We start from the raw sequence: 19569 nt of genomic DNA on the forward strand, positions 1-19569 counted from the left end.
GCCGTGACCTCACGACACTGCACCCCGGCCGCTACGGTCGCGGCTCGCGCGGCGACCGGCGCCCCCGGCCCGATGGGCGACGTCCGGGAGCCGACGGCATGAAGCACCTGCTGAAACGTCTCTCCCGCGCGGCGATCCGGATCTGGATCGCCCTGCCGCGGCTGCGCACCCTGATGATCCCCACGGTCGGCATCCTGGCCACCCTCGGCGTCCTCGCCCCGGCCGCGGCCGCCGACGGACCCGACGACTACAAGCCCGGCGGCATCGGCGACATGATGCCGAGCCCTTTCCAGCCCTCTGGGCAGGGAACGCTGTTCGAGACCTACGACCCCGAGGTCTACCAGCTCGACAAGCAGCTCTCGGACGACCTGACCGGCGGCGACCTGATCGACGGCTGGCTGCACGGGTTCGGGAACATGCTCATGCAGATCCTCACCCTCATCGGCCGCGCCGCCGTCGTGGTCGTGGGCTGGTGCTTCAACGTCGTCAGCCTGCCCGAGATCGAAAGCGCCATCTCCAAGGCGATCGGCGCCGCCGCCGGCCCCATGATGTCGATGTTCCTGCCCACCGCGGTCGCCGTCGGCGGCTTCGTCGCCTGGGCCAAGAAGTCGGAGTCCTCCCCGCTCGGACAGCTCGCCTGGGTCGCCGCGTCCGCCGCGATCGCCACCACCTTCCTCGTCGCTCCCGCCACCTGGGTCAAGGGCGTCGACAACGGACGCCAGCTCGGCGCCTCCGTCGCCATGACCACCATCGGCGCTGGCCTGTCCGGAAACGGCGACGCCGCCATGCCGTTCAAGACACCAGAACCCACCTGGTCGGACGACGACAAGGACAACACCGTCCGCCGCGCAGCGGACGCGGTATGGCGCACCTACGTAGCGACCCCCTGGTGCATCGCCGACCTCGGATCCATCAACGCCTGCCAGAAGTGGGGCAACGAAGTCGTCAAACGCGGCACCGACATGGACGCCCGCGAGGAGTTCCTCGACAGCACCCTCAACGACGAGACCGTCGGCCGCGAAGCGGTGCTGTGGCGCCAGGGCCACACCCCCGGCGGACGCATCGGCGTCCTCATCGCCGGCATCATCAGCTGCGTCATCTTCTGCGCCCTCGTCCTGACACTCGCGTTCACGACCTTGGCCAGCCTCATCGGCGCCCTGATGCTCCTGGTCTGCGGCGTCGCCTTCGCCACCCTGTGGTGCATACCGGGTAAGCCGCGGCAATGGGGCGTGCAGTGGTTCGAGATGCTCCTCGGACTCGTCATGGTCTCCTTCACCTCGACCATGCTCCTCGGCTCCGTCCTCGTCGTCTCCGTCGCGATGATGTCCCTCCTGCCGACGTACGGCTGGCTCATGGTCGGCGCCCTCAACATCTGCGCCGCCGCCATGGCCTTCAAGGTGAAGGGCCGCCTCGACGGCATCGTGTCCGCCGGCGGCGCCCAGATGGCCGGCCGGGGCATGCTGAGCACCATCGGCCGGATGGCCTCCAACCGCCGTCTGCGCAACGCGGTCACCGGCCGCGGCCGAGGCCGGGGCCGGCTCGGCGACACGGACCGCCGCTCCTCGGGGCGGACGGATCCCCCCGGCAGCGGGGGACACGGCGGCGGTGACGGCAGCCCGAGCGGGTCGCCCAGCACCAGCGGCGTACGAAGCCGCCCCAGCCGTACCATCCCGCCACCGCCGAGCTACCCGCCGACCGTACATCTGACCGGCACGGCCGGCCCTGGCCGCCCCGGAGGACCTGCGGGACCCACCAGCCCCGCAGGCGCCAGCCCCGCAGGCGCCAGCCCCGGCACGCCCGGCGCGCGCCGCACCCGGCCCGCCACCGGCCCCCGGCCCGGACCGCGCCGGCCCACCGCAGCGGGAGGGACCACCACGGGCGGCTACAGCGTGCGTCCCGGCGCACCCAGGCCCACCGGAGTCCCGCCGGCTAGCCCGTCCCACCGGCCCACCGTCATCCACGGGACCGTCATCAACCGGCCCGCCAACCCGACCGGCGCCCGCTTCCGCACGTACCCGGCGCCATCGGCCCCGCGACCGCCGCGGACACCCGGCCGTCCGTCGGGCGGCGGCGCCCTCCCCGCCGGCGGCACCCGCAGCGGACCGCCCCGGCCGCGCGGGAGTTCCTGAGCCCGCCTGAGCCAAGCCCTCTCCTACCTGCGAGAAATCCCCGGGGCGGGGGGGGGGGCCCCCCCCCCCCCCCCCCCCCCCGGGCGCCCGCCCCCCCCCCCCCCCCCCCCCCCCCGCGCCACCCCCCCCCCCCCCCCCCCCCCACCCCCCCCCCCCCCCCCCCCCGCCCCCCCGCCCCCCCCCCCCCCCCCCCCGCCCCCACCCCCCGGGGGGGCCCCCCCCCCCCCCCCCCCCCCCCCGCCCCGGGGCCACCTCGCTATGCCCGCCTACCCCTACGCGCCGCCGTATGGAGCCCCTCTGTGACGCACGAGAAAGACCTCCGCAACCCTGGCACCCCGTCCGCCACGTCCAGCGACAGGCCAGGGCGGGCGCCGGTGCCGCAGACCGCCGCCGAGTGGCGCGAGCTGCTCGCCGGGGAAGAACTCCCGCTCGAGATCGACGAGCTGCGCGGCCGCAAGCGCCGCAGGGCCACGCGCCGGTGGCGCTCGGCCCGTCGCGACGAGCGCACCGAGTGGATCCGCGAAGAGCGCAAGAAGACCCCCACCCCGCCTGTCATCCCGGTCATCGCGCTGATCATGGCCGCGGCGGTGGCCGTCGCCGCCTGGCTGATGCCCGACCACCACGAGGACACCGGCAAGACCAAGGCAACCCCGACCGTCCAGGCCCCCGCGGCGCCGCCCAGCACCTCGCCCACACCCACCGCGAGCGCGCCCGCCGTGGCCGACAACCCCGGATCCGTCGCCAAGGCGTTCGTCACCGCCTACACCGCACGCCGCCCCTTTCAAGACCGCAGCCACAAGGCGGCCGTTCATCGTGCCGCCCCGTACGCCGCCACCCCGCTGGTGGAGAACCTGACCAGGCACGACGACCGCGACTTCAATGAGCTAGTGGCCGCCCAGGCCACCGAGGCCAAGCCCACCAAGGTCGTCATCGGGCAGCCCAGTGCCAAGCAGCGGCCTGCCCCGGACACCTCGGTCCGGGTGTACCTGCAGGCCGACGTCACCCTCGACGTCAAGGCCACCGTCCCCTACACGTACACACGCCACCTGACCATCGAGGTCGCGCGCGCGGACGTCACCTCCCGCTGGATGGTCACCCGCGTCCTCGGGCTGAAGGAGTAGCCGTGGACCAGCGCGACCTCGCGCGCGGCGCCCTCAAGGCCACCGGCATGGTCAAGAAGGGCGCCCAGATCAAATACGGCGCCATCGCCATGGTCGTCCTCCTCGTCGGCCTGATCGTGCTCGGCGCGTTCTTCCCGGCCGGCAAGGCCCAGGCCGCCAGCTGTGAGGACGCCGGCCCCGGCACTGGGGGCGCCTCCCCAATCTCCACCGACACGGCCGCAGCGCTGGGTACGCTGCGCGCCTCGCAGATCGAGAACGCGAAGAAGATCGACGCCGTCGCCATCAAGCACCGCCTGCCCGGGCGGGCGACCCTGATCGCACTCATGACGGCCATGCAGGAATCGACCCTGCAGAACCTCACCTACGGCCACCTCGACAGTCTCGGCCTGTTCCAGCAGCGCGCCTCCATGGGCTGGGGCACCCCACTGCAGATCACCAGCCCCCCGTACGCGGCCGAGTCCTTCTTCATGGGCCGCGGCACCAACCCGGGCCTCGTCGACATTGCCGGCTGGGAGACCATGCCCCTCGGAGACGCCGCCCAGAAGGTCCAGAAGTCCGGCTTCCCCACGCTCTACGCCGGCCATGAATCCGCCATGCGCGCACTCGCCAAGGAAGCCGGCATCAACGTCGAACGAGGCGGCTCGCCGACCGGTGACGCGGACACCACCAGCGGCGCACCCGTGACCAGCGAGAACCGCTGCGAGATCACGAAGCCCGCGGCCGGCTCGAACGCCGGCGGCACCTTCACCGACGGCACCGCAACGTGGCAGCTCAACAACCCCCGGTCCGTCCGCGACGCCATCGCATGGGCCAAGGACCACTCCGGCGCCGGATCCTCCGACAAGTGGCAGGCCATGTGCCTCGCCTTCACCTCGATCGTCTACGGCTGGAACCAATCGGGCGTCAACTACGCCATCGACCACTACACCGTCGTCCCTGCCTCCATGCGGCACGACGGCGACCGCAACCCCCCGCCCGGCGCACTCATGTACTGGACGACCGGCCACCGCGCCGGCCACATCGCCGTCTACGTCGGCGACGGGAAGGTCGCCAGCAACGACATCCTCCGCGTCGGCTACATCGACGTCGTCGACGCCGGCCTCATCGAAAGCAAGTGGGGTGCGAAGTACGTCGGTTGGACCCCGCCCTACTTCCCCCGCGCCGGCTGAACCAGAGCCCGCCGGCCCCTGGCCCGGGTCGGCGGCCGCGCCCATCCCAGCACCCAGCCACGCCTGCGCCCAACCTTCAAGGATCGCACCCGCACATGACCACAAGTCCGCTCCTGCACCGCCCCCGCCCCACCAGGGCACGCACCACCCGCTACCGTGACATTCTCACCACGCCCTACGTCACCCGCCTCCTCGCCGGCGCCGTCGTCGGGCACCTCCCCGTGGCCATGGCACCCTTGGCCATCCTCATCTCCGTCCGGGGCGCCGGCGGATCCCTCCGCCTCGCCGGCGTTCTCGCAGCCGTCTACGGGCTCGCCGCAGCCGTCGGACAGCCCCTGTGGGGCCGGCTCCTCGACCGCCACGGCCACACGATCGCCCTCGGGGCGAGCAGCCTCGCCTCCACCGCGGCGTTCCTCGCCCTCGCCTTCATGAACCCCGCTGAACTCCCCCTCCAAGCGGGCCTGACCGCAGCCCTGGCCGGAGTCACCACCCCGCCTCTCGAGGCCGCGCTCCGTGTCCTGTGGCCCCGTGTCATCACCGACTCCCGCCGGCAGATGGCGGCACTCGCCCTTGACGCGTGCGCCCAGGAACTCGTCTTCATCGGCGGCCCGCTCCTCGTCCTCGGCCTCGCCGCCGTAACCGGCCCCGTCCTCGTGCTCATCGGCACCGCCGTAATCGGCCTGGCAGGCACCGCCCTGTTCCTCTCCGCTCCGCCCACCCGCCACTGCCGGCCGGTCCCTACCCGCACGCACTGGCTCGGGCCGATCCGTGTCCCCGGCCTGCGAGCGCTGGCCGCGGCCCTGTTCGGCGCCGGCATCACCCTGGGGGCTCTGAACGTGGTGGCGCTTGCGGCGGGGGAGCGCCACCACGCCAGCTACCTGTCGACGCTGATCCCCGCCGCACTCGCCGTGGGTAGCCTGACCGGTGGCCTGCTCTACGGACGCCGGACATGGCCAGGCTCTTCGGCCCGCCAACTCCTTTTCATCGGCAGCGGGTTCCTGCTGGGATCACTGCCGATGCTCGCCGACCCCGCCCCCGCCTTGGCCATCGCGGCCGCCGTCCTGCCCGGCCTCTTCCTCGCGCCGCTCTTGGTCACCGGCTTCCATGCGCTCGACGGTCTCGTCGCACGGCACAGCCTGGCCGAGGCGTCGGCCTGGCTGATCGCCTGTCTGGGCCTCGGGCAGGCCACTGGCACCGCCCTCGCCGGCCTCGTTCCCGCCACGAGCCCTGCCGCAGCCGCTGGAGTCGCAGCCGGCGGAGCCGCTCTCGGCCTCCTCCTGCTCCTCGCCGGCCGCCGCCATCTCGCCCCCCAGGGGCCGCAGCCGAAGTCCGCCGGGTATGAATCAGCCGAGCCGCTGGTTGGATCAAGATGAGCTCGGGCATTCGCCCTCGCAACCCACGGACCCCCAGCTACGGTGAGCGCAGCGCCCGGCGCGCATTCCCCCGTATGTGCGCCGGGCCCCACGCCGCCCGGGGCAGATTCGCTCACGAGGCACGGCGCTTGGCCACCCACTCCGGATCACGCCGCGGCGTCTCCACCCGCTGTTCCTGACGCCACGAGCGGACGTTACGCACGCTTCGGCGCGGATGGACGACGAACAGCACCGTCACCGCCGCTGCGAGCACTGGCTGAGCCGGCCACCATGCCGTGGTGCCGGCTTCCTGGCCCTGCGCCCACCGCACCACTCGCCGGGCCGGACGCCAGCACCTGATCAAGTACCCGGCCACGGTGCCGATGGCGAGCGCGATCATCACGGTCATCTCCCCATGGTGGCAGGACCGTCCCGGTCACGGGCACGAGCTGCCCAGACACCGAGCCCGGCCGAAACCCGCCACGACGACCAGCAGGCTCGTGCACCGCGTACGTGTCCACAGGCGTCCTCCGCCCGCCGGATCCGGGCCGGAAATCCCCGGACCTTATCCACAGGCCAACCGTTCGAAGATCTTTTCACCAGCAGGTACTTCACCTTGGCGCGCAGTGCGCCGAACGGTCGAGCCTGCCGTGCAGCAGTGGAGGCTGATCTCACTCATGCGTAAGACCCGAACGGGCGTGCTGCGTCGCGTCGCGGCGACCACCGTCATCGTCGCCGCCTCGGCGGCGCTGGCTGCCCCGGCTGCGCACGCCGCAACCGACACCCCGGAGCCGAAGGCGTCCGTCTCGGCGGAAGAGGCGTCGCCTGGCGTGGAGCTGGAGGGCTCGGCGAAGTCCGACACCACGAGCCCGAACCCGACCGGGGAGCCGGGGACCGACCCGACGGACCCCCCGACGACCGACCCGACCCAGCCACCCACCACGGACCCGACGGAGCCGGGCACCGACCCGACCGACCCGCCGACCACGGAGCCGACGGACCCGCCGACGACCGAGCCGACTGACCCGCCGACGACCGAGCCGACTGACCCGCCGACCACGGAGCCGACTGACCCGCCGACCACGGAGCCGACCGACCCGCCGACCACGGAGCCGACCGACCCGCCGACCACGGAGCCGACCGACCCGCCGACGACCGACCCGGGCACTGACCCGACCACCGAGCCGACTCCGGGCCCGACCCCGGACAGCGGCGCCACGGACCGAGGCGGTTCGGGCAGCGAGCCCAACGGCGGCACCAACGAGAAGATCAGCGCTATCGACACCGTCACGCCCGCCGGGAGCCTCGCGCAGACCGGCGCGGACGGGAACGAAATGCTGGCTCTCACCGCCTTCGGGCTGTTCGCCGCCGGTCTGACGACCGTGGGCGTCGTCGGCTACGGCAAGCACCGCGCCAGCCGCCGTACCACTGACCAGGCCTGACCCTCCACGCCGGGGCGCCTCGCGGCGCCCCGGCGTGGAGCCCGCCGTACGGAGGGTCACCGAGACCGCCAGAAAGCCCCTGAGCCGCCCCGCGGCGAGTCGCCCCGCACGCGTGCCATCCACCGCAAGATCGCGGGCCCCCACCACCCTTACGCCCTGCGAAAGGCGCCTTCGTCATGACCACGCTGACCCCTGCGGCCACCGGGCTGACCACACTGCTCACCCACTGCCGACGGCCGGCCCTCGGCGCGTTCCTGCCCGCCGGCTTTCCCAACTGGAGCGCCGGGGTTGAGACCTTGCGCGCCTTCACCCGCCACGGCGCCGACTTCCTCGAAGTCGGGGTCCCGCACCGCACCCCGAAACTCGACGGTCCGGACATCTCCGCCGCTCACGCGCAGGCTCTGAGCCAAGGCGCGCGCATGGCACATGTCTTCTCCACCATCCGCCTGGCCGCCTCCAGCACCCGCGTCCCGGTGGTCGTCATGAGCTACTGGGCCCCCGTCCTCGATTTCGGCATCACCCGGTTCGCTCAGGACGTCGCCCAGGCCGGCGCTGCCGGCGCCATGATCCCCGACCTGCCCGCGCCGGCGGCTGGTGAATGGACCGAGGCCGCGCAGGCGGCCGGCATCCACACTCCGCAGTTCGCCCCGCGCGACGCTGACGACGACCAGCTCGCCGCGATCGCCGAAGCCGCCTCCGGCTGGATCTACGCCCCGGCGGCCTCCGCCCCCACCGGCTACCAGGGAGAACTGGACCTGCCCGCGCTGAGGGACTTCACCGCGCGGCTGCGCAAGCACTCCCACCTTCCTGTGGTCGGCGGCATCGGCATCTCGACTCCCCAGCTCGCCGCAGTAGTAGCCCCGTTCGTGGAGGGGGTCGTCATCGGCTCCCCTCTGATCCGGCCGCTGCTGCAGGGTCCCGCGCCGGCGGGACTCGACGGTGCCGTGGAGCAGGTCAGGGCCTTCGCGCACGCCCTGCGCACGCCCGGCGCCTCTCGTCCGCGCTCTGCGTGATCATCCAGGGGCGCCGCGGCTGCGACGCCCACCTGACCGGCTGCCCCACTCAGCAGCTGCCCACCAACACCAGCCCGGGCGCCGCCCTGCCGGGCCAGAAGCAGAAAAGGAGACGCCGTGCCCATCCAGCGCCGCGTACCACCCGGCCGTACCGAGGCGGCCGCGCGCCGTCCCCGGCCCGCCCCCTTGTCCCCTCACCCGGAATGGCGGTTCAAGCACCTCTTCCTGGAACCCCGCTACGGCATGACGTCGGACGCGGACTTCGACGACGCCGTCCCAGCCCCCGCGCCGCCGCCTGCCTTCCGCCCACGTCAACGCCCATACCGCCCCTGACCAACCCCTGATGTCGCCGACGCGGAGCCGCGCTCAAGGCCGGCTCCCCGCACTCCCCCCTCGACGTCTGGAGCCTCACCGCGCCGCACCTGTCCCGGAGGTTGCATGTCCAGCATCAACGTCCCCCCGCGACCCACCTCGTCCACGTACTGGTCCCCGCCGGCCCTGCCACCTGTCCTCACCGCTGTCAACGACACCCGGCAGCCGCCGCAGTCCGCTGGCCGCGGCTTCCGCGTCCTGCACACCCTGCTGTGCCTGGGCGCCGACCAGGAGCACCAGCTCGCCGACATCGCCCGCGCCGCGGGCCTGCAACCCCCACACGCCGCCAAGCTCCTCAAAGCCGCCGCCCAAGAGCGCCTCGTCGAGCACGGCGCCCGCCGCGGCACCTACCGGATCACCCGCGACGCTGCCCCGCTCACCCCTGACCCTGTGGGCACGGCCACCGCCCCCGAACCGGTCCGCCGGGTCGTGGAGGACCTCCAGCAGGAAACCGGGCTCGCCGTTGCCTGGCACGAGCCGCACTTTCAGCCCGGAATCGGCCTCCACCTCACACTCGTCGACCTGGTCGGCCCCCACCACGAGCAGCGCGCCGCAGCCGCGCAGCGCGACACCGACCTCCACACGACCGCCGCCGGACGCGCCGCGCTCGCCTACGTTCCGGCAGAACTCGCCGTCAACGCCGAGGACCGGCCGCTCGTACTGCCATCCGCCACCGTGGAGACCATCCGCTCCACCCGGATCGCGCTGCGCCGATGTCTCGGCATCTGCACGATGTCCACGCCCGTCCTGCGCGGATCGCACCTGGTCGCCGTACTCAGCCTCACCGGGGACGACCAGCTGTTCCATGAGCCGCTACGGGCTCAGGAATTCGCGGTCCTGCTGCGCCGGGCGGCCACCCGGGCCGCCGGCCCGTGCCCCCGCCAGCAGGCCAGGCCCGCGCCCGCCCGCCCCATGGCCTGACTGACTCCGCCGATGAACCCGCCGAAGGACACCACGATCATGAGTTCACACCGGCTCCTCGCGAACGGCGCCAGCACCGACCACCCCGTCCCCGGCCTGCCGTTCGTCGACGACAGTCACTTGGACACCGGCACACCCCCGGCTGCGGCCCGGCCCACCCGGACCGAGGACCCGCACCGGGCCGGCTTCGTATGGATCGTCCACACCCGCCCGCACCTGGGCCGCACTGTCCTGCTGTACGACGCCGGCCCGGACGGCACCGGTCCATGGGACTGGCACAACCACTGGCCCCTGGTCTCCCGGTCCGGCGGCTACTGGTGGGACGGCACACACTGGCACCGGCCACCCCTGCTCTGGGACGAGGCTGCGGGCGCCTTCGAGGACCAGCCCGTCCCGGCGGCTGTCACCGTCACCGCCGCCGACTTCCTGCAAGGCCCCAAGGCCGATGCCGGCCGCGGGCACCTTTACCGGGCAGCCACTCTCGCCGAGCAGAGCGCGTACGTCGACGCTGCGCAGTGGCGTCACGACCTCGCCCGCTGGGCCGACAACCGCACCCCGGACGCCGGGCATCCGCCGCTCGCGCGTTGCGTGGTCACCCTCACCGCTCCCGAACTCGGCGGCGAGGCGCTGATCGGCACCCCTGCCCTGGCCGCAGCCGCCTCCATCAGCGCCTCGGCGCTGCGCGCCTACAACAGCCGCGGCCAGGGCGCCGTCCCGGAGCCCCAGGCGATCGTCGGCGGCCGTCCCATGTGGTCCCGACCGGTTGCCGAGAACTGGGCCGCCCACCGGCGCCGCCCCGCCGCCACCCGCTGGCCCGTCTACCGTCACCGTCCCGCACTTCCGGCGGGCGCCGAGCGGATCCGCCAGCGCCTCGACTCGGTCCTGTTCGCCGCACTGTGGGACGACCCCGAGCGGCGTGCCCGGTGGGTGCTGCGCCACCGCACCCCCGATGCCGTCCGGGACGTCGCCGCGGACCTCGCCCACCTCGCGGCCGACCGGCTGCAGGACACGATCCCCGTCCAGGCTCTCGCCGACGTCCTCACCGCTGCCGCCCTCGCGAACCTGCCTGATGGAGCGGGATGTTTGCCCGCCGTCGGCCAGGTCCTTAGCTGGCTCACCCAGCATGATCCCCACGCGGCCGAGCAGACCGTCACCGCCATCGCCGACCAGGCCGCGCTGCAGTTCGGTATCCCGCGCGCCGACACCGTTCAGCGGCTGCGCACCGACGCGTCCGCGCCGCCGCCGGCGCTTCAGGGGCCCCCTCCCGCAGCGGCGTGACAGGGCCCGCACCAGGGGGAACGGTGCACCCCGGAAACGCTTCGACTTTCAACGATGTCCGGGGTGCACCTGTCCGGCCACTACGCGGCTGACCAGCCCATACGTTCGCCACATCCCCGGGCTTCGGGGAGTTGGCACCACAGAAGAGGAGAGGCTCATGAGCCCCGTCCGTAAGTCCGTCCGGTCCGTCCGCTCCGTCCGTTCGGTGCGTTCCGTGCGCTAAGTCGCACGAGCACCACACCGAAGGCGGCCGCACCTCTGGTTCGGCCGCCTTCGGGCTGTTTACCCCCCTTTCGCTACGACCGCAGGCGGGACCTGCAGGGAGACGCCGCATGGCCACACACACACCGGCCACCACCGCCGTGCCCACCGAATCGACGACACGGTCCGTCGTCTGGATCCTGATCATCGGCTCGCTCGTCGTAAAGGCGGCCGGGTTCAGCTGGGACTTCCTCGCCTACTACGTGGCCGACGGAACGGGGCACGGCACCACCGCAGCCGGCGCCGCGCTCACCGCCTTCGGGATCGGCTGGTGCCTGGGCCAGGCATCTGCTGGCGCCCTGACCGACCGGCTCGGCCAGCGCACCGCCCTGGTCGCCCTGATGATCCTGTCCGCCTTCGCGTGCCTCGCGCTCGCCGTCGCCACATCCCTGCCCGCGCTGCTGGCCGTTGCCGTGTGCCTGGGACTGACCATGGAGGCCCACCGCCCGGCGGTCTCGGCCACCATCAACGAGTCGATCCCCACCGAAGCGGGGCGCACCCGCGCACAGACCTGGACCTACTTCGCAAGCAACGTCGGCATAGCAATCTGCGGCGGCGCCGGCGGCTACCTCGCCCACCACCACGGCTACCAGAGCCTGTTCGTCGCCAACGCCGTCGTGTGCCTGGCCTTCGCGCTCGTCGTCCGCCGCACCCTGGCCCCCAAGGCGCCGGCCGGCGACGAGCCCTTGGCGACCTACCGGCAGGTGTGGGCCGATCCGACCCTGCGCTGGATCACCGCGGTCGCCGTCTGTTCGATGATCTGCGCCTGGGGGCTCGTCTCGGTCCTCCCACTTCTGATGACCAATGACGGTCTCCCGGCCACGGGCTTCGGCGTGGCCATGGTCGCCAACACCATCGCCGTCCTCGCTCTGACCCCGCCCTTGATGCGCCTGCTCGTCGGCCGCGGTGACACCGTCCGCTTCCCCTTCGTCCCCGTGCTCGCCGCCGGCTCGGCCATCCTCGGACTCGGCATCACCATCGCCGCCTTCCAGCACACCGTCCTCGGATACGCGATCGCCGCCGTCGTCCTGGTCCCCGGCGAGGTCTGCTACAGCGTCGCCGTCGGCGCCTACATCTCCACTGCCGCCCCGGCCGGCGCAACAGGCCGCTACCAGGCCGTCATCAGCGGGGCGACCGCGCTCGCCTCCCTGCCGCCGCTCGGCATCGCGCTCGCCCTCGACGTCGGCGGCCGCCCGCTGGTCGCCACCCTCCTCGCGGCCAGCGCAGCGTTCGCCGTCGCCGCCTGCTACCCCCTCGCCCGCTCCCTGCGGACCCGCACCACTGATAGCACCCGAAGCTGACCATGACCGCGAAGGACACCATCCGGTCCCGGTCCGCTCCGATGGCCGGGGAACACCCATGCCCGACCACCTCGTGATTCACTGCCCGAAGTGCCCGAGCGACGAAGTCGACGTCCAGCTCGACCCGCCGGCCGGCTCTCCTTCCGTCGCCGCGTTCGCCTGCCTGCTGTGCGGACACCGATGGCACCCCGAAGAGCTCCCGCACCTTCTCGCGCCCGACTACGACCAGGCGTACGGCGCCTCTCCGCCGCTGACCGAGGAGGAACTGACCCTCGCGCTCTGGGCTGAGGGCATCAACCTGCGTGCCCAGGCGGCCCGTGACGGCCACGGCCCGGCCGTCGACCACGGCGGCTACCGGCTGTTCTACCTGCGCCAGGCCGCCTACCTCGACCGAGCCGCTCACGCGATGCAGGTCGCCGCGCACGGCGGGCTGATCGACCCCGAGTACGCCGCCGACGCCGCCGACGCGGCCGTGATGGCCGCGGACCTGCTCCTGCACCTCGATCTCGATCTCGACCAGGTCCACGTCGAAGGGCTCCTTGGCGCCGATGCACCCCAGTGGCAGAGCCCGGAGGGACTGCGCGGCTACATACGCCAGGAGTACACCGCCTGGCAGGAGTGGGAGAGCGCCGTCCGCCGAAGTCGCCGGCAACCGTAGCCGGACCGGGGCGGACGCGGCCGCCCGGCGTCACCGGGGCAGGTAGCACCGGCAGAGGGCGCCGGGAGCGTGCCCGTGGAAGATCTCGTGCGCGGCCAGCGTGTCCAGCGGCTGCCGCCCGGCCTCCTGACGGCGGCCGCACCGGCAGTAACTACGCTCCAGCCAGGGGTTGTAGGTGACGTAGGGGTGATCGCGCTCCTCGCACCACACCACCGTCTGCGGCGTCACGCCCATGAGGGGAACCTCCTTCTGTTCTCCCACTTCAGGCCGCGGCGCTCTCGGCGAGAGCGGGCACATGCGCGACGCCCGAGGGCCGGATGACGGGCACGACGCGGCTGCCGCGCGTCCGCGGGTGGCAGACCAAGGGCCGGACCGGATCCCACCGGGTGCCGATGAGGCCCGTGAACTCCGTCCACCGGCGCTCGAACGAGTCACGGTGCTTGTCGTCGGCCCCGCTCGGCGCGGCCACGAGGTACGCCTCCGCCGCGGGGTAGCCCTCACCGCGGTCGAGGTAGTGCAGCCGCTTGATCATCGAACGCTCTCCGCGGCGCATCTGGACGCCCTCCTCGCGGCCCCAGCGCATCAGGGTGAACTCCGCCTCCAGGCGGGGGCCTTCCCACACCGTGCGCACCGAGCGCCACGCCTGGCCCTTGACCGGCTTGCCCTGGCAGTCGTTCTCAACGCCGGCGCACGCGGTGGGCAGCTCGGTGCGCGTACCCCCGCCACCGGTCTCGAACGCGGTGTGCTCGCGGCGGCAGAGTGCGGTCCGCTCGGTACGGCACCACCAGCGCGGGCGGACGCACCGGTCCCCATGGTGGAGGCGGCAGTCCTTCGTCCGGCCCGGCAGGTACAGGCGGCGCACCTCGTACAGGGAGAACGGCACCGCGTCCAGGCGCTCCTCGAACGCGGCGAGCACCGCCTCGTTGCGCTCGTCCTCGGTGAGCTGCTGGTACAGCGACCGAGTCCCGTACAGCGACATCGGCTCGTTCAGCGCCATCGAGGCGTACTCCATCGCCAGCGCCTCGGCGGCGAGGTCCGGGTGCGCGCGCAGCCGCTCCTCGTGACGGTCCCGCGACGCACACACGCCACTAAAGGGGCAAAAGGTGCAATAGCTCTTCTGGATGGGCTCGCCGAGACGCGCCAGGACGTACGCCTCCACCGCCTCCCGGTCCATGCCCGCTTCGATCAGCGGGTAGGAGGGCTCGCAGATCACCCGCCCGGCCCGCTCGTTCAGCCGGTTCTGGATCTTGGTGTCCTTCTCCATCCGGGACCGCTCCCCGGCGTGGTAGCCGATCACCCGGCGGAAGGGAACCTGCCCGAACTCGGCCACCGCCCAGTGGTCAAGTACCCATCCCTTGAAGCGAATGGAGCAGGTCCTGCGCCCCGACGCCATCTGGGGCACGGTGCCGCCGGTCAGCAGCCAGTCCGACAGCCGCCACGGCCCCGCCTGGTGGATGCGGCGGGTGGCCCGCGAGTCGTCGAGGACCAGGACCCCGTCGGAGTCGGAGCGGCCCATCCTGGCCACCTGCACCACCCGCACCCTGCGCTCGGCGAGCAGCGGCAGCACGAGGCGGTCCACGTACGACAGAGAGGTTGGCCACTCGTTGCCCGTGACGGCATGCACGACGATCAGGTCGGACAGGTCGGGTTCGAGGCCGTAGCGGACCGGATCCTCCAGGAACATCAGCAGGATCGCGGTCGAGTCGGCGCCCAGGCCGTACGACAGGACCGTCTTCGGCTTGACGGGCCGGGCCGGCCCGCGGGGCACGGGCATCGAGAACAGGGCGGGGGCGGTAGTGGACACGAGCAGGTTCCTTGCGAGTCGGGGGTGCCGGGCACGGCGCGGCCGTGCCGGCGTGCGGGTTACAGGCCCAGGGCCCGCAGAGCGGCGAGCATCTGCTCGGCCTGCGCGCGCTCTAGGCGGGGGCGGGGAGCGCGGCGCAGCGGACGCACGCGCAGCACTGGTACGTCGAGGTCGATGCCGAGGAGCCGGCCGGGCTGCTCCGGGTCCCGCTTGAGCCGGTAGTGGGTGCTGCGGATCATCCAGGCGTCCCAGTCGTCGGCAGGGCGTCCCGAGCGGACCTCATGCTGGGCGTCGGGAGCGATGCGCGGGCACGGGCAGCCCGGGTCGCTGCACGGCCGGCGGGCGGGGTGGGCGACACCCACCGGGGCGCCGCGGTACTCGCTCGCGGAGCCGTTCAGCATGGGGCACGCCTTGGCGGTGTAGGCCAGGCATTCCGGGTCGAGGCCGGCCTCGGGGGCGGCACCGAGCCTGACGTCCATGGGCCGCACAGCCAGACAGAAGCGTTCCTGCAGCGGCTCGCCGCAGATCTGGCAGAGCCGGTGCAGCAGGGCCAGCGCGAGGCGGCGCGGATCGACGCTCCCGAACACGGCGTGGCCGTCGTGCTCGTAGGAGACGAACGGCACCACGAGACCGCCGACCTGGGGGCGGTTCAGGCAGCGCACGGGGACTGGGGGCGCGCTCACCGGCTGGACTCCGATGCCGTCCGGCTCCGCAGGACCATGCGCTGGCGGACGGGATGCCAATCGCACTCGGCGTGGAGCCGGTTGAGGTCCGGAAGGAGTTCGCTGGAGGCGGGGTCGGGGCGGACGCTGTAGTCGGGGCAGAGAGTGGGGCGGTTGAGCATGACTCCTCGAGGACGGACGACGGCCGCGCGGACGCGGACGGAGGCGGGGCGGGAAGGGGCGCGCCGGAGGGGCGGGAGGTCAACGCCTACGGGTGGGGGCGGCGTTGGGGCGCGGCAGCCGGTGCGGCATCTGTGCTGCCCAGGCGGTGAAGTCGGCGGGCGGCCGGAAGCCGGCGGCCTCCATGAGCGAGTGCAGTTCCTCGGTGGTCACCAGGACCCGCGGTGCCGCGCTGCTTGGTGTGAGTGGGAGCCGGAAGCCGAGGGCTGCGGCGACGTCGCGCGCGAACCACAGCACGTCGGTGCCGGACGCGCGCACCCGCAGGTGCGCGCAGTCGTAGACGACCGTGGTGGTGGACGGCCGCCCGCCGCGCCCGGGCTGGGCGGCCGCAGCGCGGCGGGCTGTGGCCGGGGTGGGGCGGGGGTTCACTGGGTGACGCTGCCGGTGCGCAGGTCGACGGTGAGGGTCTCGCCGCGCTGGGGCGTATCGGTGGCGGCCAGGTCGGCCAGCACCTCGCTCACGTCGTCGAAGGCGAGGTCGGCGGTGCTGACCGCCCCGTCGAGGTGGCGAAGCTCGGCGCTGTACTCGCACCAGAACCAGCCGTTCTCCCAGTCCCAGGAGCCGAATTCGATGGAGACCACCGGCCAGCGCGAGTCCGTCTCCCGGGCCGCGACCACCTCACGGGCGCGGTGGCGCAGCACGGTGACCAGCCGGTCGGCGAAGTGAGCGCTCTGGCGCCGGACACACGCGATCTCGATGTCGTTGAGCTGCGAGGCGTTCAGGGTGTCCAGGAGCCGGGCGAGTTCGGTGTCGAAGTCGGCGGTGCCGACGAGGGGGGCCAGGGCGGCGGGCGAGGGCGCGGGAGCGAGGAGCAAGGGCGGGCCTTCCGTACGGGGACAAGGGGTGAGGGACTAGGCGAGGTCAGGGGCGGCGGCCGGTGCGGGCGCGGCGGGCGTGCATGCGGGCCTTGATCTGCTGCTGGGTGGGCGGGGTCCACTGGCGGGTCGGTCCACCGCTGCGTGCTCGTGGTGGTCGATGCCGCAGTGGCGGCAGCCGTTGGGGGTGGTCGTCATGACGGGTGGTCTCGCTCTCAAGCGGCCAGCGCCAGGCGATGGAGGTAGGCGGCGGCCGCGTCCTCGCCGAGGTGATGGCGGATCGCGTCGCCCCGGCGCCAGGTGAGCGGGCCTTCCTCCGCTTCCCGGCGGGATGCCTCCTCGATGACCTGGGCCAGGCTGAACTGGTTCGTGAAGCGGTGCCCGATCCGCTGCTCCAGGTCGAGGTACGTCCTGGGGGTCGGCAGGCCGAGCACCCAGCACAGCCGGACGGCCCGCACCAGCACCTCGAAGGGCGCCAGGATGCAAAAGATGCAGCTCAGGCGCGGGATCAGCGTGTCGTACACCGGGTGGTAGTCGAGGGCCTGGTCGGCGATCTCCTGCCAGATCTTCTCGTCGGAGAGGTGGAACACCGGGTGCCACGTCAGCACGAGGCGGCGGCCGTTGCTGGCGCGGTGGTCGATGGCGAGTTCGTGCTTCCTGCGGCGCGAGGGCGACTCGGCGGCCCGGATGCCCAGGCAGTTGACGATCAGAGCCTGGTCGTCGAGCCCGAGTTCGTCGACGATCTGCGTGAACAGCTTGGCGGCCTCGTCGCGCTTGAGGGTGGAGGTGCACAGCCTGTTCTGGGCGTCGGGCCACATGCCGCGCTTCTCCACCATGCCGAGGAACCCGACGGACGCCTTGACCACCACGAACCGCAGGCCGTACCGCTCGGCCTGCTGCCGGGCAAGGTCGCGGACCCCGGGCCATTCGGCTTCCTCGCCAATGTCGGCATGGACCACGATGACCTTGTCGAGGCAGCCGGCGGCCTTCGCCCACCGCACCACGCGGTCGAGCGCCACCACGCTGTCCTTGCCGGCCGAGGACTGCACGAGCAGCGCCGAGGCGGCACGGATCAACTCCAGCGGCATGGCGGCGAGTTCGGACAGCAGCGAGATCTCGGCCGAGAGCCGGTCGCCCTTGCGGCGGGGCCGGCCCGCGCCGGTCAGCGTCCGGGTACGGGCGAGTTCCCTACCCAGGCGGGTGTCGGCCCGCTCGCTCGCGGTGAAGGCGCGGCGCCACCGGAGACCAGCCGCTTCGACCTGCTCGGCGCGCGCCTCGTACTCGCTCTCGGCGTCGGCCAGGGCCTTCACCGCGTCGTCGAGGTCACGGCTGCGGGCCGTGCGCACCACGCTGCGGCACCGACGCCGTGCGGCGGCCGCCTCCTTGCGGCGCAGCCGGGCCCGCCGCTCGGCGCGCTCGGCGGCGCGGCAGGCGCTCTCGGTGCTGGCCGAGAGGCGGACGAGGTTGAGCAGGTGCAGGCGGGTAGTCAGATCCATGGCGGCGAGTTCCCGGGGGGGGTGCCCCTATCTGTTTGGTCAAGGTGGTGGGCTGGGTGCCGGGCGGGGAGGCCGCCTGGCACTGTGGCTGTCATGAGTGTTGAAGCACCTGTTGAGGAGTCGGCTGATGAGGGCCTGCGGCCGTGTGACTACTGCGGTCACCCGGTCTTGATCGACTCGGTCGACGAGTACGACTGCCCAGCGTGTGGCGACCGTGACGAGGATCAGCCAGAGGCTGCCGGTCGGGGTTCGTAGAAGGTTCCGTCGCGGAGCATGGCGAAGAGGACGTCGGCCCGGCGTCGGGCGAGGCAGAGCAGGGCCTGGGTGTGGTGCTTCCCTTGGGCGATCTTCTTGTCGTAGTAGATCCGCGATGCCGGGTCGCCAAGTGCCGCGAACGCGGAGAGGAAGAAAGCCCGTTTGAGCTGCTTGTTTCCTCTCCTGGAAGGTTGTTCGCCGCGGATCGAGGACCCTGAACTGCGGGTCGCGGGGGCGAGTCCTGCGTAGGCGGCGAGGTGGCCGGCGGTCGGGAAGGTGCTGCCGTCGCCGACCTCGATCAGGATGCGGGCTCCGGTCCTGACGCCGACTCCCGGCATCGACCTCAGGACCTGTGAAAGAGGGTGGGCCTCCAGCAATTCCTCGATCCGTCCGGCCAGCAGTTTCCGCTGGTCAAGCACGGCTGTCAGGGACCCGGCCAGGCTCGGGACGATCAGTGCGGCCGCCTCGGTGCCGGGAACGGTGACGGTCTGCTCGTCCAGGGCGGTGAAGATGTCCTCGACCAGGCGCTCGGCCATCCGCGGGGCCTTGGGCCGTAACAAGGTGATCAGGCGGCGCCGGCCTGCCTTGCGGATCTGGGCCGGTGAACCGAACCGCTCCAGCAGCGTCAGGACGGCCGGGTGCTGCATCCGCGGCCCCAGTACCCGCTCCAGCGAGGGATGGATCTGGGTGAGCAGGCCGTGGAGCCGGTTGGCGATTCTGGTGGCTTCGCCAGCCAGGTCGTCGTCGAAGCCGACGATCATCTCGAGCTCGGCGATGGTCTCGTCCTCGCCGTCGATCGCCCGCAGGGTGTGGGGCATCGCGCGGGCCGCGTCCGCGATGATGAACGCGTCCTTCGCGTCCGTCTTGGCCTCACCGGGGTAGAGGTCGGCGATCCGACGCATCGTCAGCCCCGGAAGGTAGGCGACCGGGCAGCCCATGTCCCGGGCGATGGCCAGCGGTAGGGCACCGATCGAGGCCGGCTGGTCGACCACGACCAGCACCGTTCCGTGCTTGGCTTTCAGCTTGGCGAAGAGCTCGCGGAGCTTGGGTTCGGTGTTGGGTAACCGCTTGTCGAAGGCCTTCTTGCCGGCCGGGGTGACGGCGGTGGCGTGGTGTTCGCCCTTGCCGACGTCCAGGCCGAGGAAGACGTCGATGTCGCTGGTGTCGATCACGTGCGAGCCCCTCCGCTCACGTTTTCGTCCGGCCTTGCCTCGGCATCGAGCTGCCACATCCACGTTACGGAGAGCTCTTCCGGCTCGGGTGAAGCCGGTGCTCAAGCC

At 72.5% G+C, this 19569-nt stretch carries 19 protein-coding genes; 10 read left to right on the plus strand and 9 right to left on the minus strand.

Going from position 1 to position 19569, the window contains the following annotated elements; genetic code table 11:
* Positions 1–98 precede the first annotated feature (98 nt).
* From ACZ6K0_RS37500 to ACZ6K0_RS37515, 4 genes are all read left to right on the plus strand, one after another.
* On the plus strand, positions 99–2129 hold the full coding sequence (locus ACZ6K0_RS37500) for a hypothetical protein (protein WP_469577927.1): 2031 nt from the start codon (positions 99–101) through the stop codon (positions 2127–2129).
* Positions 2130–2428: 299 nt separating this feature from the next.
* Positions 2429–3250 carry a hypothetical protein gene (locus ACZ6K0_RS37505; protein ID WP_469577929.1) on the plus strand — a complete coding sequence of 274 codons (822 nt, stop codon included), beginning with the start codon at positions 2429–2431 and terminating at the stop codon, positions 3248–3250.
* A gap of 2 nt (positions 3251–3252) precedes the next feature.
* On the plus strand, positions 3253–4419 hold the full coding sequence (locus tag ACZ6K0_RS37510) for an NlpC/P60 family protein (RefSeq protein WP_469577931.1): 1167 nt from the start codon (positions 3253–3255) through the stop codon (positions 4417–4419).
* 95 nt (positions 4420–4514) lie between these two features.
* Positions 4515–5792 (plus strand): MFS transporter, encoded by a 1278-nt coding sequence (locus ACZ6K0_RS37515; protein ID WP_469577933.1) that lies wholly within the window; start codon positions 4515–4517, stop codon positions 5790–5792.
* A gap of 112 nt (positions 5793–5904) precedes the next feature.
* Here the strand turns inward: ACZ6K0_RS37515 and ACZ6K0_RS37520 are convergent, their stop codons facing one another.
* Complete coding sequence (locus tag ACZ6K0_RS37520; RefSeq protein ID WP_469577935.1) at positions 5905–6180, minus strand: hypothetical protein; 276 nt, start codon at positions 6178–6180, stop codon at positions 5905–5907.
* 268 nt (positions 6181–6448) lie between these two features.
* On the opposite strand from ACZ6K0_RS37520, the gene ACZ6K0_RS37525 reads away from it, so the two are divergent.
* The 6 genes from ACZ6K0_RS37525 to ACZ6K0_RS37550 all read left to right on the plus strand — a co-directional run bounded on the left by ACZ6K0_RS37525 (position 6449) and on the right by ACZ6K0_RS37550 (position 13017).
* Positions 6449–7213, plus strand: coding sequence for a hypothetical protein (locus ACZ6K0_RS37525; protein WP_469577937.1), 765 nt, complete (start codon positions 6449–6451; stop codon positions 7211–7213).
* A gap of 176 nt (positions 7214–7389) precedes the next feature.
* Positions 7390–8226: a tryptophan synthase subunit alpha gene (gene trpA, locus ACZ6K0_RS37530; RefSeq protein WP_469577939.1), complete on the plus strand. Its 837-nt coding sequence runs from the start codon at positions 7390–7392 to the stop codon at positions 8224–8226.
* A gap of 438 nt (positions 8227–8664) precedes the next feature.
* The gene (locus ACZ6K0_RS37535) at positions 8665–9519 is read left to right on the plus strand and encodes an IclR family transcriptional regulator (protein ID WP_469577941.1); all 855 of its coding nucleotides are present in this window, start codon (positions 8665–8667) and stop codon (positions 9517–9519) included.
* Positions 9520–9558: 39 nt separating this feature from the next.
* Positions 9559–10797 carry a hypothetical protein gene (locus ACZ6K0_RS37540; protein ID WP_469577942.1) on the plus strand — a complete coding sequence of 413 codons (1239 nt, stop codon included), beginning with the start codon at positions 9559–9561 and terminating at the stop codon, positions 10795–10797.
* A gap of 332 nt (positions 10798–11129) precedes the next feature.
* A complete protein-coding gene (locus tag ACZ6K0_RS37545; protein ID WP_469577944.1) occupies positions 11130–12359 on the plus strand; it encodes an MFS transporter in 1230 nt (409 codons plus the stop codon).
* 58 nt (positions 12360–12417) lie between these two features.
* Positions 12418–13017 (plus strand): hypothetical protein, encoded by a 600-nt coding sequence (locus ACZ6K0_RS37550; protein ID WP_469577946.1) that lies wholly within the window; start codon positions 12418–12420, stop codon positions 13015–13017.
* A gap of 30 nt (positions 13018–13047) precedes the next feature.
* Here ACZ6K0_RS37550 and ACZ6K0_RS37555 read toward each other — a convergent pair whose 3' ends face one another.
* The 8 genes from ACZ6K0_RS37555 to ACZ6K0_RS37590 form a co-directional block, all read right to left on the minus strand.
* Positions 13048–13251, minus strand: coding sequence for a hypothetical protein (locus ACZ6K0_RS37555; protein ID WP_469577948.1), 204 nt, complete (start codon positions 13249–13251; stop codon positions 13048–13050).
* 28 nt (positions 13252–13279) lie between these two features.
* Positions 13280–14821: a hypothetical protein gene (locus ACZ6K0_RS37560; RefSeq protein WP_469577950.1), complete on the minus strand. Its 1542-nt coding sequence runs from the start codon at positions 14819–14821 to the stop codon at positions 13280–13282.
* Positions 14822–14880: 59 nt separating this feature from the next.
* Positions 14881–15504 (minus strand): cell envelope biogenesis protein OmpA, encoded by a 624-nt coding sequence (locus ACZ6K0_RS37565; RefSeq protein WP_469577952.1) that lies wholly within the window; start codon positions 15502–15504, stop codon positions 14881–14883.
* Positions 15501–15665, minus strand: coding sequence for a hypothetical protein (locus ACZ6K0_RS37570; protein WP_469577954.1), 165 nt, complete (start codon positions 15663–15665; stop codon positions 15501–15503). Before ACZ6K0_RS37570 ends, ACZ6K0_RS37565 begins: the two co-directional genes overlap by 4 nt.
* A 79-nt stretch (positions 15666–15744) precedes the next feature.
* Entirely contained in the window at positions 15745–16092 is a 348-nt protein-coding gene (locus ACZ6K0_RS37575) for a hypothetical protein (RefSeq protein ID WP_469577956.1), read from the minus strand.
* On the minus strand, positions 16089–16538 hold the full coding sequence (locus ACZ6K0_RS37580; protein WP_469577958.1) for a hypothetical protein: 450 nt from the start codon (positions 16536–16538) through the stop codon (positions 16089–16091). Before ACZ6K0_RS37580 ends, ACZ6K0_RS37575 begins: the two co-directional genes overlap by 4 nt.
* 215 nt (positions 16539–16753) lie before the next feature.
* A complete protein-coding gene (locus ACZ6K0_RS37585; RefSeq protein ID WP_469577960.1) occupies positions 16754–18034 on the minus strand; it encodes a phosphoadenosine phosphosulfate reductase domain-containing protein in 1281 nt (426 codons plus the stop codon).
* A 224-nt stretch (positions 18035–18258) separates the two neighbouring features.
* Positions 18259–19461: an IS110 family RNA-guided transposase gene (locus tag ACZ6K0_RS37590; protein WP_469577962.1), complete on the minus strand. Its 1203-nt coding sequence runs from the start codon at positions 19459–19461 to the stop codon at positions 18259–18261.
* Positions 19462–19569 lie beyond the last annotated feature (108 nt).

This window comes from Streptomyces sp. NPDC042346 (assembly GCF_055581845.1).

Bases quoted from the DNA above. Each gene is read 5' to 3' on its own strand.
- ACZ6K0_RS37500 (WP_469577927.1), top strand. From the start codon at position 99: ATGAAGCACCTGCTGAAACGTCTCTCCCGCGCGGCGATCCGGATCTGG.
- ACZ6K0_RS37515 (WP_469577933.1), top strand. From the start codon at position 4,515: ATGACCACAAGTCCGCTCCTGCACCGCCCCCGCCCCACCAGGGCACGC.
- ACZ6K0_RS37520 (WP_469577935.1), bottom strand. From the start codon at position 6,180: ATGACCGTGATGATCGCGCTCGCCATCGGCACCGTGGCCGGGTACTTG.
- ACZ6K0_RS37525 (WP_469577937.1), top strand. From the start codon at position 6,449: ATGCGTAAGACCCGAACGGGCGTGCTGCGTCGCGTCGCGGCGACCACC.
- trpA (WP_469577939.1), top strand. From the start codon at position 7,390: ATGACCACGCTGACCCCTGCGGCCACCGGGCTGACCACACTGCTCACC.
- ACZ6K0_RS37535 (WP_469577941.1), top strand. From the start codon at position 8,665: ATGTCCAGCATCAACGTCCCCCCGCGACCCACCTCGTCCACGTACTGG.
- ACZ6K0_RS37540 (WP_469577942.1), top strand. From the start codon at position 9,559: ATGAGTTCACACCGGCTCCTCGCGAACGGCGCCAGCACCGACCACCCC.
- ACZ6K0_RS37545 (WP_469577944.1), top strand. From the start codon at position 11,130: ATGGCCACACACACACCGGCCACCACCGCCGTGCCCACCGAATCGACG.
- ACZ6K0_RS37550 (WP_469577946.1), top strand. From the start codon at position 12,418: ATGCCCGACCACCTCGTGATTCACTGCCCGAAGTGCCCGAGCGACGAA.
- ACZ6K0_RS37555 (WP_469577948.1), bottom strand. From the start codon at position 13,251: ATGGGCGTGACGCCGCAGACGGTGGTGTGGTGCGAGGAGCGCGATCAC.
- ACZ6K0_RS37570 (WP_469577954.1), bottom strand. From the start codon at position 15,665: ATGCTCAACCGCCCCACTCTCTGCCCCGACTACAGCGTCCGCCCCGAC.
- ACZ6K0_RS37585 (WP_469577960.1), bottom strand. From the start codon at position 18,034: ATGGATCTGACTACCCGCCTGCACCTGCTCAACCTCGTCCGCCTCTCG.